At 36.4% G+C, this 14,114-nt stretch carries 17 protein-coding genes; all 17 read left to right on the top strand.

The annotated features are described in order from the left end of the window. The first annotated feature begins 14 nt into the window (after window positions 1-14). On the top strand, window positions 15-383 hold the full coding sequence (locus BCELL_RS06225) for a YybH family protein (RefSeq protein ID WP_013487830.1): 369 nt from the start codon (window positions 15-17) through the stop codon (window positions 381-383). A gap of 83 nt (window positions 384-466) precedes the next feature. Then, a complete protein-coding gene (locus BCELL_RS06230; protein WP_013487831.1) occupies window positions 467-1,126 on the top strand; it encodes a DNA alkylation repair protein in 660 nt (219 codons plus the stop codon). 545 nt (window positions 1,127-1,671) lie between these two features. After that, window positions 1,672-2,379: a hypothetical protein gene (locus BCELL_RS06235; RefSeq protein WP_013487832.1), complete on the top strand. Its 708-nt coding sequence runs from the start codon at window positions 1,672-1,674 to the stop codon at window positions 2,377-2,379. A gap of 78 nt (window positions 2,380-2,457) precedes the next feature. Continuing rightward, window positions 2,458-2,922: an SAM-dependent methyltransferase gene (locus BCELL_RS06240; RefSeq protein ID WP_013487833.1), complete on the top strand. Its 465-nt coding sequence runs from the start codon at window positions 2,458-2,460 to the stop codon at window positions 2,920-2,922. Between the two features lie 205 nt (window positions 2,923-3,127). Next, a complete protein-coding gene (locus BCELL_RS06245) occupies window positions 3,128-3,592 on the top strand; it encodes a GNAT family N-acetyltransferase (protein ID WP_013487834.1) in 465 nt (154 codons plus the stop codon). A 76-nt stretch (window positions 3,593-3,668) separates the two neighbouring features. Further along, entirely contained in the window at window positions 3,669-3,905 is a 237-nt protein-coding gene (locus BCELL_RS06250; RefSeq protein ID WP_013487835.1) for a hypothetical protein, read from the top strand. 30 nt (window positions 3,906-3,935) lie between these two features. Continuing rightward, complete coding sequence (locus BCELL_RS06255) at window positions 3,936-4,262, top strand: YhfM domain-containing protein (protein ID WP_013487836.1); 327 nt, start codon at window positions 3,936-3,938, stop codon at window positions 4,260-4,262. A 95-nt stretch (window positions 4,263-4,357) separates the two neighbouring features. Continuing rightward, a complete protein-coding gene (locus tag BCELL_RS22470) occupies window positions 4,358-4,531 on the top strand; it encodes a hypothetical protein (RefSeq protein WP_013487837.1) in 174 nt (57 codons plus the stop codon). Window positions 4,532-4,655: 124 nt separating this feature from the next. Beyond that, the gene (locus tag BCELL_RS06260; RefSeq protein ID WP_013487838.1) at window positions 4,656-5,075 is read left to right on the top strand and encodes a hypothetical protein; all 420 of its coding nucleotides are present in this window, start codon (window positions 4,656-4,658) and stop codon (window positions 5,073-5,075) included. Window positions 5,076-5,419: 344 nt separating this feature from the next. Beyond that, on the top strand, window positions 5,420-6,460 hold the full coding sequence (locus BCELL_RS06265) for a ring-opening amidohydrolase (protein WP_013487839.1): 1,041 nt from the start codon (window positions 5,420-5,422) through the stop codon (window positions 6,458-6,460). Next, window positions 6,457-7,467, top strand: coding sequence for an amidohydrolase family protein (locus BCELL_RS06270; protein WP_013487840.1), 1,011 nt, complete (start codon window positions 6,457-6,459; stop codon window positions 7,465-7,467). Before BCELL_RS06265 ends, BCELL_RS06270 begins: the two co-directional genes overlap by 4 nt. Before the next feature lie 25 nt (window positions 7,468-7,492). Next, window positions 7,493-8,323 (top strand): ABC transporter permease, encoded by an 831-nt coding sequence (locus tag BCELL_RS06275; protein WP_013487841.1) that lies wholly within the window; start codon window positions 7,493-7,495, stop codon window positions 8,321-8,323. Continuing rightward, window positions 8,320-9,114: an ABC transporter ATP-binding protein gene (locus BCELL_RS06280; RefSeq protein WP_013487842.1), complete on the top strand. Its 795-nt coding sequence runs from the start codon at window positions 8,320-8,322 to the stop codon at window positions 9,112-9,114. Before BCELL_RS06275 ends, BCELL_RS06280 begins: the two co-directional genes overlap by 4 nt. A gap of 234 nt (window positions 9,115-9,348) precedes the next feature. Beyond that, window positions 9,349-10,407, top strand: a complete 1,059-nt coding sequence (locus BCELL_RS06285; RefSeq protein ID WP_013487843.1) for an ABC transporter substrate-binding protein — start codon at window positions 9,349-9,351, stop codon at window positions 10,405-10,407. Between the two features lie 104 nt (window positions 10,408-10,511). After that, the gene (locus tag BCELL_RS06290) at window positions 10,512-11,153 is read left to right on the top strand and encodes a cysteine hydrolase family protein (protein ID WP_013487844.1); all 642 of its coding nucleotides are present in this window, start codon (window positions 10,512-10,514) and stop codon (window positions 11,151-11,153) included. Window positions 11,154-11,218: 65 nt separating this feature from the next. After that, window positions 11,219-12,907 carry a PucR family transcriptional regulator gene (locus BCELL_RS06295; protein WP_425357456.1) on the top strand — a complete coding sequence of 563 codons (1,689 nt, stop codon included), beginning with the start codon at window positions 11,219-11,221 and terminating at the stop codon, window positions 12,905-12,907. A 15-nt stretch (window positions 12,908-12,922) separates the two neighbouring features. Continuing rightward, window positions 12,923-14,110 carry an amidase gene (locus BCELL_RS06300; RefSeq protein WP_013487846.1) on the top strand — a complete coding sequence of 396 codons (1,188 nt, stop codon included), beginning with the start codon at window positions 12,923-12,925 and terminating at the stop codon, window positions 14,108-14,110. The last annotated feature ends 4 nt before the right edge of the window (window positions 14,111-14,114 follow it).

Below are 14,114 nucleotides of genomic sequence, written 5' to 3' on the forward strand. Positions count from 1 at the left end.
GGGTATGTTTTACGATGAATTATGAGGAAGCATTAAAAAAATATATAGAAGCTACAAACACACATGACTTTAATAATGTAAAGAAGGTCCTTCATGACAAAGCGATTTATTGGTTTACAAATAAGACATGTACGAGTATAAGTGATATTCAAAATTACTTTGAAAATGCTTGGAAACTTATAAAAGAAGAGGTTTATACCGCTAAAGACATACAGTGGATTTCAACTGATCAAAATTCAGCAACTTGTATTTACACATACCATTATGAGGGATATTATAACGGTAAATTAGTGTCAGGGAATGGTAGAGCAACAAACATATTTATAAAGACAAACAACAATGAATGGAAGTTAATACATGAACATTTGAGTAGTTTAGCGTAGTATTGAGGTCTACGAACTTAGTTTCGAACTAAAAGCGAAAAATTGGTTTGAAAATTTAATCACTAATACAGGAGTGATATTGGATGGAAGTTCAAGACTTAGCCACTCAATTTACATTAATAGCGGACAAGGAAAAAGCAGTACGTATGTCTGCCTATATGAAAAATCGATTTGAATTTTTCGGAATTCAAACCCCAGAAAGAAGAAAGGTTGTTTCCACAGTATTTAAAGAATGGGAAGTAGGAAAGAAACCTATTGACTGGAAGTTTGTATTTGATCTTTGGAAACAGAGTGAGAGGGAATACCAATATGTTGCAGTTGATTATTTAATAAAATCAAAAAAATACTTATCTGCTGATGATTTAACACAGGTGAAGGAATTGATAATTTCAAAGTCGTGGTGGGATACGGTCGATGCAATTGCAAGCGGTGTTGTTGGCTATATTGTAAGGACTTTTCCTGAACAAGTTAAGATGATGGACGATTGGATTGAAGATGACAACATGTGGGTAAAGAGGACAGCCCTCTTGCATCAACTATCCTTTAAGGAAAATACGGATGAAGAACGGTTATTTTATTATTGTGAAAAGCATGCAAGTGATAAGGAGTTTTTTATCGCAAAAGCAATTGGATGGGCTTTAAGAGAATATGGAAAAACTAAACCACAATCCGTTATTACATTTGTTGAAAAAACGCCACTTCAAAACCTTAGCAAACGTGAAGCACTTAAACATTTGAAGTGATAGGGTGATAGGGGACGGTTCGAGACCGCTGAAAAAGTGTAAAAATTAATATATTGTTGCATGATTATTCAGAGGACCTAATTAGAGAAAGAGTTGATGAGACCGAAGCAAGCGAGGTAACTGTCTCTTCCTCTACGAGCATATTCTTTGAAGCGTATCCGTCGAGACAACTCGAAGCATTAGCGACGAAGAAACGCTCGTTCCTGCGGGAGTAAAGGCAGAGGTAAGACCCCGCAGATGCGCAGCATAGAGGAGGCTTACCAGCCGCCCGCGGAAAGCGAGTTTGCATAGGTCTCTTCAACCCCTATATTCTAATAACCTTATATTTATTAGGAGGATCTCTAATTGCAAGTACTTTTTCACTGATTCCGGACGGTTCTCGTTTGCCAATGCAAACGAGAACCGTCCCTCTTTGCCCTCTTTGCCGTTTTTGTACCAAATGCATGGAAAATAATGTTAAAATAAAAAGGAGGGATAATACGAGGAAGTAGTTAGTATTTCCAACTTGGTTTATCGCTTAAATTATTTTAGTTGAGGTGAGTAAGTTGAGTAAAGTTGAGCAGAGTACAAAGTTAGATTTAGAGAGAATTATTTTTATTGGAAGAACCTATGAAGAGTATGTGAAAATGTTTTTGCTTTCGGAAAAAGAATTGAAAGGCAAGAAAATACTCGATTGCCCAGCAGGAGCATGTTCCTTTACTGCTATTGGAAATGATCTGGGGATAGATGTAACAGCATGTGATATTGCATATGATCATACAATTGAAGATTTAAAAACGAAAGGTATTCAGGATATTGAACATTCGATGACACTTATGGAAAAAGTTAAAAGTAACTATAAGTGGGATTACTTCAAAGGTATAGACGGTCTTAGAAAGCATCGATTAAGTGCATTGCAGGATTGTTCAAAAGATATGAAGAAGAATAGAAAGCGGTACATACCGGTTCAATTACCTTCGTTACCGTTTAAAAATGAAGAATTTGATATTCTTCTGTCTGCAAATTTTCTATTTATGTATTCTGATAGATTAGATTATCAATTTCACATAGAGACCTTAACGGAGTTATTAAGGGTTACGAAAGAAGAAATTCGTATTTTTCCTTTAGTTGATTTAGAAGGAAAGCGATATGAACATTTAGATAAAATGATACATTACCTTACTACTAACGGTTGTATAGTCGAAGAAGTTACTGTGCCGTATGAGTTTCAAATAAATGCTAATGCCATGTTAAAAATAAAAAAGGTTAAGTAATTGAAATGGGGAACGGTGTGTTTGTCGGTGAGTTTAGAGCAACTAAGAAAATAATAATTGATAGAAATGAGGAAATTAATGATTACACTAAATCCAATTGGTGTTGCTTATAATAGTAGGATTGAAATTAAAGATGACTACTGGGGAGAAGTAGTTAGTAAGATTATGTTGGATAGTTCTCTTCCAGAGGATGCCTTTAATGAAATAGATTCATTTTCACACTTGGAGATAATATTTTACTTCCACAAGGTAGAGAAAGATAAAATAATTACAGGTGCTAGACATCCAAGAAACGATACAACGTTACCAAAAGTTGGCATATTTGCTCAACGAGGGAAAAATAGACCTAATCAATTAGGGCTTACAACGGTGAAATTAATTAGGAGAGACGGAAGAGAGTTAACTGTGTCAGGTCTCGATTGTATAAATGAAACGCCAATTTTAGACATAAAACCAGTGATGCAAGAATTTACTCCAGTGGACGAAATTGCCCAGCCTAAATGGACACACAACATCATGAAAAATTATTGGAGCATAGGTTAGCATTCCAGTAGAAGGCTTAAAAACGTGAGGGTAGGGTACAAACAGTGTGACGAGAGAAAAATGAGTATATCAGAAGGGGGGGAGTCGACTAAAGCTTAGTTTTTTTAACTGGCGTATAAAATAGAGATACATCTTTATTTTGTAAGTATGTGAACGGGTATAGAGCATAACTTGAAGAAATAAAGAAAGAAAGTGGGTTATATAAATGGTATATAAGTTTAGTGTTATGACCCAAGAACAAGCAGAAAATATTGCATTTAACTGGCGTTATGATGGGAAATATTCTTTTTATAATATGGAAGCTGATAAAGAGGATTTAGAAGAATTTTTAAACCGGGAAGAACGAGGCAATTCAACGTTTGCTGTAACAAAATCAGATGAAATGGTTGCTTTTATTAGTTTTGATAAGGTTGCTGATAGAATTTTTGATATTAGTTTAGGTATGAGACCTGATTTAACAGGAAAAGGCAATGGAATAGAATTTCTAAGAGCTGGTATTAACTTCATTAAATCAGAAGTTAAACCTGAAAAAATTACCTTATCGGTTGCAACCTTTAATCAAAGAGCGATAAAATTGTACAGGAAAGTTGGATTTAAAGATGTCGATACTTTTATGCAACCTACGAATGGGAGTACATTTGAATTTTTGAAAATGGAATATAGGTGTTAGTCATCTTCAATAACTTAGTACAAGAATCTGTAGCTGATTTAAATAGATAAAGGTTGTTAATAACGGAGGGGACTTTATGAAGCAATTAGTTACAGTATTTTTGGTGGCAGCATTAGTTGGTTTATCCGCATGTTCTTCCAATTTTGATATGGATGAAACTGAGGTAGAGGAAATAAAAGTATCATTTTTCAAAGACTTCGGAAGTGTAAACGAGGATAATCATATGACAATACGAGAAAAAGAAGAGATAAAAGAGGGCACTGAAAAGGTGGTGTTCTTTCACTTTTTCAGTGTTCCTAAGCAATGTGCGTAGCCGTCGCAAACGTTAAAAAGCCTGATAGGAATGGGGTTCTCCTATCAGGCGAGCGTAGCCATTGCAATACAAATAAAAGGCACTGAAAAAGTTGGTTTGTACTTTTTCAGTGGCCTCGAGATAAAAGCATTTGTTGATGCTATCAATACTTCCAAAAGAATGAAAGGAAGTGTTGATATGCCAGAGGGTGATTATGATTTAAGTTTCATATCTTTAGATGGTACGCTAGATGGTTTTCATATATGGATATCAGAGGAATCTTTGGCTGGAACAATAATACATATAACAGATACCGAAGCGGCATATAAATTAACAAAAAAGTCCACAAATACAATAAGAGACATATTGTCTGATTAATCGTTAATTATAGGAATACTTCTGCTCAAAGAGTAAAATAAATGATGTTTTATTTTGCTAACAGGAAGGTTTCAGCAAGAAAGGAGTGAAAAGTTTTGAATAAATACATTCAAAATATGATTGCTATTGTATTTATTGTTGTATCATTTTTACTATTTTTTGAGTATAGGGTAGGTATAGATTTTGGTTTATGGCATTTATTTTTAGTCATAGTGGCCGGATATGGAATATATCTTAACTTAACAGCTCTAAAAAAGGTGAGAAGTTAGATAGGATGATAAGGGACGGTTCTCGTTTGCCACTGGCAAACGAGAACCGTCCCTCTTTGCACTCTTTGCAGAAGAAACTTTGATTATACAATTGACGTCTATTTGTAAAAAGGGGGAAATTCGTATGAACCTTATCAAGTTATCCTGCGTTTTGATGGCCTTGTCTTTATTTATGATTACCGGATGTTCTGATATTCGGGAATTAAAGGATGGAGAAGTTAAGGAAGAGGAAATTATAGAGGTATCCATCGAAAGTATTGATGCAGAAGAAGTTTTATCATTGTGGGAAGATGCTGATATTTTTCAATATGACGGTGTTATCTACATGACTAATATAGACTGGGTAGAAGAATTAACAATAACCAAAAATACTCAAATTGGAGAAATAAAAACAAAAAATGATGCTAATACAGATTTTGATAATGAAATGTCCAATAAACTTCCTGTTGGTGCGATCATCTATTCGGTTAAGGAAAGAGGGGATATTTTAATTGTTGAATATGATGGAGAAATAAAAAAGTACTTGGCTATAGTTGAAGGATAATATAGTTGTATGTTTTCAACAATCGTTAGCAAATGTAAAGTGGCATTGTCGATTTTTTTCTAGAAACTGGTAAAAGTGTGTTAAGCTAATGGTGAAAAGGGACGGTTCTCGTTTGCACTCGCAAACGAGAACCGTCCCTTTTTGCCGTCCATTAATTGCATGTATTTAGAAACTTATTGTTAGAAAACATCACAGAATTATGGAGAGAATATTACAAAAATTCGTATAATTGTTACAACTTCATAAAGAAAATCGAAATCTATTGTTAATATTCAATAATTACTCTTATATTTTCCGGTGATAAAATTTGCTTATAGAAAAATAGAGAAAAAGAGGTGGCAGATATGAACTACGAATTAATTAGATGTGACATGGATCATCCTGGCGATGTATCTGCATTGGCAAAACTATTAAATGAAGAAGAGATTTCTGCAGAGAGTATTCGAGCTATTATTGCTCAAACAGAAGGGGATGGTTACTCAAGGGGATATGCAACGCTTGCTTTCCAACTACTATTATCAGAAAAATTAAATATTTCACAACAGGAAGTATTTGACACCATTCCGATGATGATGATTGGCAAGACCGGTGGTTTAATGACACCTCATTATACGTTATTTATAGAAAAGGAAGATGTAGAAAAAGAAAATAAAGAGAAACGTTTTAGCTTTGGGGTAGCCTCTACTCGGGTTCTTTTACCAGAAGAAATTGGAACAGTAGCACAAGTTGATTTAGTGGCAGATGCTGTGAATAAGGCAATGTTAGAGGCAGGCATAGAATCCATTGATGATGTGAAATGTGTGGAAGTGAAGTGTCCTTGGGGTGTTGGTGGAAGCCTTGCAAAAGCCACATCTGCCCTTGGTTCAGCCGTTGCTTTGAAAGAAGTCGATAGGGAAGTTATCGATGAAGATAGCCTTAATGAAGATCACTCACTATTTTCTGTTAAAACTTCCGTTTCAGCGGGGCAGGAACAAGTAGCTGCTAGAGTAATAGTAATGGGCAATTCGGTAAAATCTACAAGTAATCTTTATATAGGATCAGGAGTAATGAAGGATGCTCTTGACTTAAAAGGAATGCAAAGTGCATTCAAAGACGCTGGGATTAATCATAGCGACACATTATCAGAAGAAGAACAGGCAAAAATCGTTCAGGTATTTGTTAATGCGGGAGCTGATGCAATAAATGAAGTGCGTGGTAGAAGGCACACCATGCATACTGATGCACTAGCTATGCACTCCGGAATAGTCGCAAAAGCCGTAGCAAATGCTGTTGTAGGAAGCTATGTTGGAGAAACGAGAATATTATGTTCAGCTGGTTCTGAGCACCAGGGGCCTCAAGGATCAAACTTAGTGGCAGCAGTAATAAGAGTAGGGGGGATTAGATGAATTTTTCAGGATGGATGAACTATCACGCTCACATAGATAAAGGTTTCTTGCCTCCTCCACATTTATATAAGGATGCTCCAGCACCGGTAAGAGCAGAGTGGACAAGAGAAGCAAAGATGCTAATGTCAAAAGAGGAAATTAAGTTAGCTGCGAATAAAGCACTTGAGAAAATGCATTATTATGGAACAACATATGTGCGAACGCATGTTGACGTTGATCCCCTATTTGAACTTCGGGCAATGGAAGCTTTACTTGAGGTGAAAAAAGAGTGGGAAAGTCGAGTTGTAGTTGATTTAATTGCATTTAACCAAGAAGGCTTTGACCGATATCCTGAAACGGAAGTTTTACTCTGCGAAGCTTTAATGATGGGAGCAGACGGTATTGGCGGTCACACAAGTATGGATCAGGATGGGAAAAAGCATATTGATAAAATTTTTAAGCTAGCAGAGGGGAAGAAGCTAGATTGGATTGAATTCCATACGGATGAAACTGGTAGACCTGATGATTTCAACCTACCATATTTAGCGCAAGTGACGAAGGAACAAGAGCTTGGGGAGAAAGTTACAGCTATTCATTGCTGTTCTTTAGCCAATGTAGAAGAAGTAGATGCAATGAAAACGATTGAGGCTATTGCCGAATCAGGTATGAGAGTAACAACATGCCCGACGGCGATCGCAACGAGAGCCTTAACTAGAGTAAAGGATTTAGCTCATGCAGGAGTAAGGATTCAACTAGGCTCTGACAATCTAAGAGATTATTTTAACCCGTTAGGCAGTGGGAATATGTTGCAATACGGACAATTACTTGCCTATGTGCAACGTTTTTATGAACCGAATGAAGTAAATCAAATCATTGATTGGCTGAAAGAAAAGCCAAACAATGAACGAGTACAACACGAGTTAAATAGATTAACAAATACTTTAACTTATTCAGACTTTAGTAATAAGGATTTATTGGCAGAGACGCCACGTCCCCAAAGCTTAAACACAAATTTAATTTCAAAGTAACAAAGTAAAGAAAAGGGGGATAAACATGCAAACAAAAACAGAGGTTGAGGTTATTAAACAACCAACAGAAAAAACAAAGCGAAGTGTATCGATACCAAGATCGGTTTGGGCTATTTTGACTTTAATAGGTATTGCCACAATCTGGCAAGTATTGACGGTAGTATTGGAGATACCAAGATATTTGTTGCCGTCTCCATTAGATATTACAGAAAGATTCATCCGTGATTTTTCTGTATTATTTAGTCACTCTATAACAACGATATCAGAAGTTTTACTTGGGTTTGGATTAAGCCTAGTCATTGGCATACCTCTAGCCATTTCTATAGTGTATTCGAAGTATCTCGCAAATTCACTGTACCCAATTTTAATTGGTATTCAATGTATCCCAATGGTCTCTATAGCACCAATTTTAGTGATTTGGTTCGGGTACGGCTTAACAACAAAGGTTTTGCTTGCTTGTTTAATTTCTTTTTTTCCAATTGTAATCAATGCCGTTGTTGGGTTCCGTGCTCTCGATAAGGATATGCATAATCTCGGGCGTTCAATAGGAATATCAGAGTGGAAAATCTTTTATTACTTAAGATTACCTAACGCTTTGCCACATTTATTTGGAGGATTTAAGGTAGGAATTACTCTTGCAGTGGTTGGTGCCATCGTTGGTGAATTTGTAGCATCAGAGAGAGGTTTAGGATATTTACAATTAACTGCAAACGCAAGACTGGATACAACACTTGTTTTTGCTACATTATTTGCTCTTGCAATTATTGGAATGCTTTTATTTGGCATTGTCCACTTAATCGAAAGAATGATGATGCCTTGGTATCATGCAAATAAGGCTGGAGGTGGGAATGAATGACGACAAGATTGGATTTAAGAAACATAGATAAAATTTTCAGAACTAAATCAGGTGATGTTCAAGCATTAAAAAATATTTATTTGACTGTTGAACCGGGTGAATTTATTTCCGTCGTCGGACCAAGTGGGTGTGGTAAAAGTACAATTATGAAAATAATTGCTGGGTTGGATAAACCATCGAGCGGAAGTATCACGATTAATGATTCCCCAATTAAGAAAATAGCAGAGGATATGGCTGTAGTTTTCCAAAAAGATGTGTTACTGGATTGGAGAACCGTACTAGAGAATGTCTTATTTCCATTAGAAGTTAAAGGGATATCTTGGTTTCATAGAAAAAATCATCAAACCAACACCTCAAAGGCAAAAGAGTTATTGGAATCTGTTGGACTAAAAGGATTTGAAGACAAGTATCCTCATGAACTATCTGGTGGTATGAGACAACGGGTCTCCATCTGTCGTGCATTAATCCAAGATCCAAAATTGTTATTAATGGATGAGCCATTCGGAGCATTGGATGCATTAACAAGAGAACAGATGATGTATGACCTACTTAAACTATCGAATAAATTCGGATTTACAACGATATTCATTACTCACAGTATAGAAGAAGCAGTATTTTTATCTGATAGAGTTGTCGTGATGTCTGAAAGACCAGGCACGATTTTACAAGTGATTCCGATCGAATTAATTAGACCACGAGATAGTGAAGCACGTTCTCAACCTGAATTTAATTCAGCAGTGAAGGCTATACGGACAATATTTAAGACACAAGGAATATTAGCAGAAGCATGATGTCGCGTTAAAGAAGGACTTTAGGTGGCCCGGTAACAAAAGCAGTTGTATGTCCCGAGTCAGTGTGGCATTCCAAAGGTCAGAATAAAGAACAGATGTACCAGCTTCTTCAAAGCAGCAATCAAAAATGGTGACTTATTACATCAGTAAGTGCCCATAAAACCATTTTCCATAAAAGAGGGATAAAGTTGTTCTAAATATCAAGTATAACTACAATTTTAGGAGGAATGTTATATGTTTAAAATGTTAAAAGGACTTGTTCTCATGGTTGCTTTACTCTTTGTGATAGCTGCTTGTGGTTCTGAGAATACTGTTGAATCGACACCTGCTGAACAGGAAGATACGACTAAAGGAGAGAGTGTTGATGAAACTGGTATTGGTGACCCAGAGGTAACAGATATAACACTTAGATTAAACTGGAGATTTAAAGGAGAATTTGCTCCATTCTTTATTGCGCAGGAAATGGGTATTTTTGAAGAATATGGATTAAATGTAGAAGTACTCGAAGGAAATGGTTCTACAAATACGATGCAAGCTGTAGCGCAAGGTCAGGATGATTTTGGTGTTACGTCCACAGTAGAACCATCTCAAGGAATTGTAGAAGGAATGCCTATTACCATGATTGCTTCCTATATGAATCGATCACCAATCTTAATTGCCTCTCATCCGGAGTCGCCAGTAGAGACACCGAAGGATTTAGAAGGAAAAAGCATTGCTATGTCTATTGCATCAACTTTTACTAACATATATCCATTTTTTCTAGAGAGTAATGGTGTTGATGAATCACTAATCGACTCTGTTCAAGTAGAAAGCTCTGCACGAAATGGTTTATTTCTAAACAAAGAAGTGGATGCTGTAGCGATTTTCTCTACGAATGAATATCCCATTTTTGAGGAAGAGCTTGGGGTTGAATTAACTCCATTATATTTAGCGGACTTTGGCTATGATTTAGCTGGTCTAACGTTAATCGGAAATGATAGTTTTCTTGAAGCAAATCCAAATACAACGAAACGATTCCTAGCAGCAATTGATGAAGCGTTTGAATATACGATGGCGAATAAAGAGGAAACAACTTCTATTATGAAGGAACTATTCCCAGATGCTGTTGACGAAGATATCGTCCTTTTACAATTAGAGCTACTTGAAGAAATTGCAGTGTTTGAGGATGTTCCATATGGTTGGATGGCAGAAGAAAATATGAAAGATACACTAGATATTTTGGAAGTTAGTGATTTAATCTCAGAGAGGTTTGAACTAGAGAGATACTATACGAATGAATTTTTAGAGTGGTAGTTTAGAAGATTCAAGTGGTCATATGTTGGCCACTTTGAGTCGTTTCCAGGGTAATGAAAAGATGGCCCTATTTAATTTTCCTCTTTAGGAAGGGAGTTAAGAAAATGTATGACCCAATGGTTTTAAGTACAGTAAAACAAGCTGCTCTTGTTGTAATTGACATGCAAAACGACTTTGTTGCTGATAGAGGCGCATTTGCTCAAGCTGGTTTTAACGTTAAAAAATATCAAGCATTAGAGTCTACGATCGTTAATATGCTGTCATTTGCAAGAGCGCAATTGATGCCTGTTATTTTTGTCCAGATGGTCCATAACGATGAGAATGATGGTAATGGAGCCTGGGTGCAAAGAAGAAAGGAGAAACAACACCCGAATAGCTGTCGAGAGGGAACTTGGGGAGTGGAGTGGTATGGGAAGATACGTCCAAGTGAAAAAGATTACATTGTCCGGAAGCATCGGTACACTGCCTTCATTAATCCAGAATTTGATTCACTCTTAAAGTCGCTTAGTATAGAGACGTTAATAGTAACCGGTATTAATACCAATACATGTGTTGAATCAACTGTAAGGGACGCTCATCATAGAGACTATCATGTTGTTGTAGTGAAGGATGCAACTACTTGTGCCTTTGAAGATGCTTATGAACCTTCGTTACAAAATATAGAAAGACACTTTGGTGCGGTTATAACAAGTGAAGAATGGTATAGCTATTTTCTGAGTAATGAAGAAAAAGTGGAAAGTAGTTGAAATGTTGTTAGAAGATCTTGATCAGAAGAGTTTCCAGCTAATGAGAGGATAAAAAGTTAAAAGAGGTGATCAACTTGGAGGATCTGTTAAATAGTCGTGGCTTGACAGTCGAAGGCCTGTTGAAACTCGAGCCATTAATTGGTTCAGAGCTAGTAGCGGGAAAAGCTAGTGCGACGAATGTTATTAATCGGGTAAATATAGTTGGATCACCAGAAGTATTGAATTTTGTCCGGCCTAATGAATTTATCATGACAACCGGCTACCCATTTAGAGATTCAATAGAAGACTTTGCGTCACTTATACCACAGTTACATGAAAAGGGAGTTGCAGGAATTGGGATCAAGATACAGAGATTTATCCCTTCAATTCCCCAAAATTTAATTGATATAGCAAACGAATTAAATTTTCCTGTTGTAGCAGTACCGCCAGCTACAGTTTTCTCAGATATTATTCGAGTAGCTATGGAGGAAATATTTTTCCAGGAATCGGAGCACCTAATCACCCTTTACAACCGAATTCAAGAATTCACGAGACAGTTAACAGATGGGAAGGAAATTAAAGAAGTTATTTATAGTTTAGAGCAAATGATAGGCAATCCAATTGTGGTTTTTGATTCTGAAGGAAATAGTATAGCTCCTTTACTATCAGATGTGCTCTCAGAGGTTGAAATTCTTAAGCTATCACAAACGATTGAAAAAAAAGCTGGTGCAGGTTTGTCTACTGTGTCGATTCGTAATGAGAACTTCCAATGCTTTGCAACACCTTTAACTGCCGATGGCATATTCGATCATATTCCTTTTATTGCGTGTCTAGAAACAAATTATAAATTGACAGATGTTGACTGTTTAACGATAGAGAAAGTTAGCATTATGTTAAATATGGAGCTTGCTAACACAAATGCTAGAAAGAAAATTGAACAGAAATACTATAACCAATTCGTAAAACACCTTTTGCTTGGAGAAATAACGTCGATAAGTGATGTAGAAACCCAAAACTCCTCATTAGATATTGATTTTAAAAAGAAATGGTTTCAAGTTTTTATTCTGAATACTGAACAAGTGGGAGGAGTAAAAGAGGAATTTTACTATTATCTACGCACATTATCGAAAGTAGTTAAAGGTCAATTATTAGGATCAATTCTTCATGATCAATTTGTTTTTGTGATGATTGTAGACGTAAAGAGCGACCTTCAACAAAATACATCGTTTATAAAACAAGAAACAGAACGATTTTTTCAATATAAAAAACTAGTTGAAGACTTTGTCTTATGTGTTGGAGAATCGGTACAACATGTAGAAGAGATACCATTAAGTTATAAACGAGCCGAAAAAGTTAAGGTCGTACAACAACACTTTTCTTTTACTAAACGTCTGGTTACTTATGATGATCTGCAAATATTTAGGTTGCTCTACTTATTACCGGGAAGTGAGGATGTAGTTCGCTATGTAGATGATATTTTAGGAGGATTAGATAACGAAAAAAAACGGAGCAAAGACTATATTGAAACATTGGAAGTTTATTTTAAATCAAATCGCAACATGCGTGAAACAGCTAAAAAGCTCTTTACTCATTACAATACCGTTGTATACAGAATGGAAAAAATCGCAGCCCTATTAAAAATTGACCTAGAAGATTCAGAAGCAGTACTTGAACTAGAAATAGCTTTGAAAATAAGAAGACTTAGACAATACCAGAATAAAAAGGAAAAAAATCAGATGTGGAAAACGCAAAAATCTTTTGAAATAAATATATAGTGAGGGGTGTTCATCATGGATTTTAACGCATTTAATAGATCGTTAAATATTCATCGATCGAATCAAGGTCGATTAAAAGGTGTAACTGTTGCTATTAAAGACGTTTTTTCTATTAAAGGATTAATAGCAGGAGCGGGAAACCCTGATTGGGAAAGGACACATGAGCCTGCTCAAAAAAACGCTGAAGTTGTGGAGCAGCTGTTGGAAGAAGGGGTTACAATAACGGGCACTACCCATACAGATGAGTTGATGTTCAGCTTAAATGGAGAGAACTATCATTATGGGACACCGGTTAACCCAACTGCACAAGAGCGAGTACCAGGTGGTTCTTCCAGTGGCTCGGCAGTTGCAGTTTCTGCAGGATTAGTGGATGTAGGAATAGGAACAGATACTGGTGGGTCAGTACGTATCCCATCTAGTTACTGTGGAATATATGGCTTTAGACCAACACATGGAGCGGTTTCTACGGAAGGGTTAATTCCTTTGGCGAGTCAATTTGATACGGTTGGCTGGATGACGAAAAGTAGTGAATTGCTTTATGACGTGGGGTTGACGCTAATCAACCAACCAGATTATAAAACTTCGTTTACAAAATTAATCGTTCCTGAGGATATCGTGTCGCTTGCTAATGATGAATGTACGGAAACGTTCACAAAACATCTGGATGGGATGAAAGGAAACTTCGATAAAGTCATCACGACTACTCTAGCAACAGAAGGAATAGAGACTTGGTTTAATACGTTTCGAACATTACAAGGGTATGAGGTATGGCAAACGCATGGGGATTGGATAAAAGAAACTAATCCTAAGTTTGGTCCAGACATTGAGGATAGGTTTAATTGGGCAAGTACGATTAAGGAAGAGGATGTAGAAAAAGCCAGGCTTAAAAGAGCTCAAATACAAAATAGAGTACAAGAATTAATTGATCAGGATTCGATTGTACTCATGCCGACAGCACCTGGCGTTGCACCATATTTAAATGGAAGGGGAGAAGTTCTTGAGAATCAAAGAAAACGCATGCTCCTAATGACTTGTATTAGTGGTTTATTAGGGTATCCTCAGCTTTCATTACCAGTTATGCATATAAACGGAATACCAGTAGGGATATCAATGATTGCAGCAAAAAATCAAGACCTTAAACTTTTGCATTTGGCAAATGAATTAGCTAGTGATAAGAAAAAACTGAGCGTATTGGGAGGATAAATCA

This window comes from Evansella cellulosilytica DSM 2522, assembly GCF_000177235.2.
Taxonomy (GTDB): Bacteria; Bacillota; Bacilli; order Bacillales; family Salisediminibacteriaceae; genus Evansella; species Evansella cellulosilytica.

Excerpts from the sequence above, each read along its gene's own strand:
- BCELL_RS06285 (WP_013487843.1), top strand. The coding sequence starts at position 9,349 with ATGTTTAAAATGTTAAAAGGACTTGTTCTCATGGTTGCTTTACTCTTT.
- BCELL_RS06260 (WP_013487838.1), top strand. The coding sequence starts at position 4,656 with ATGAACCTTATCAAGTTATCCTGCGTTTTGATGGCCTTGTCTTTATTT.
- BCELL_RS06275 (WP_013487841.1), top strand. The coding sequence starts at position 7,493 with ATGCAAACAAAAACAGAGGTTGAGGTTATTAAACAACCAACAGAAAAA.
- BCELL_RS06270 (WP_013487840.1), top strand. The coding sequence starts at position 6,457 with ATGAATTTTTCAGGATGGATGAACTATCACGCTCACATAGATAAAGGT.
- BCELL_RS06240 (WP_013487833.1), top strand. The coding sequence starts at position 2,458 with ATGATTACACTAAATCCAATTGGTGTTGCTTATAATAGTAGGATTGAA.
- BCELL_RS06265 (WP_013487839.1), top strand. The coding sequence starts at position 5,420 with ATGAACTACGAATTAATTAGATGTGACATGGATCATCCTGGCGATGTA.
- BCELL_RS06300 (WP_013487846.1), top strand. The coding sequence starts at position 12,923 with ATGGATTTTAACGCATTTAATAGATCGTTAAATATTCATCGATCGAAT.
- BCELL_RS06230 (WP_013487831.1), top strand. The coding sequence starts at position 467 with ATGGAAGTTCAAGACTTAGCCACTCAATTTACATTAATAGCGGACAAG.
- BCELL_RS06225 (WP_013487830.1), top strand. The coding sequence starts at position 15 with ATGAATTATGAGGAAGCATTAAAAAAATATATAGAAGCTACAAACACA.
- BCELL_RS06255 (WP_013487836.1), top strand. The coding sequence starts at position 3,936 with ATGGGGTTCTCCTATCAGGCGAGCGTAGCCATTGCAATACAAATAAAA.
- BCELL_RS06280 (WP_013487842.1), top strand. The coding sequence starts at position 8,320 with ATGACGACAAGATTGGATTTAAGAAACATAGATAAAATTTTCAGAACT.
- BCELL_RS06250 (WP_013487835.1), top strand. The coding sequence starts at position 3,669 with ATGAAGCAATTAGTTACAGTATTTTTGGTGGCAGCATTAGTTGGTTTA.
- BCELL_RS06245 (WP_013487834.1), top strand. The coding sequence starts at position 3,128 with ATGGTATATAAGTTTAGTGTTATGACCCAAGAACAAGCAGAAAATATT.
- BCELL_RS06290 (WP_013487844.1), top strand. The coding sequence starts at position 10,512 with ATGTATGACCCAATGGTTTTAAGTACAGTAAAACAAGCTGCTCTTGTT.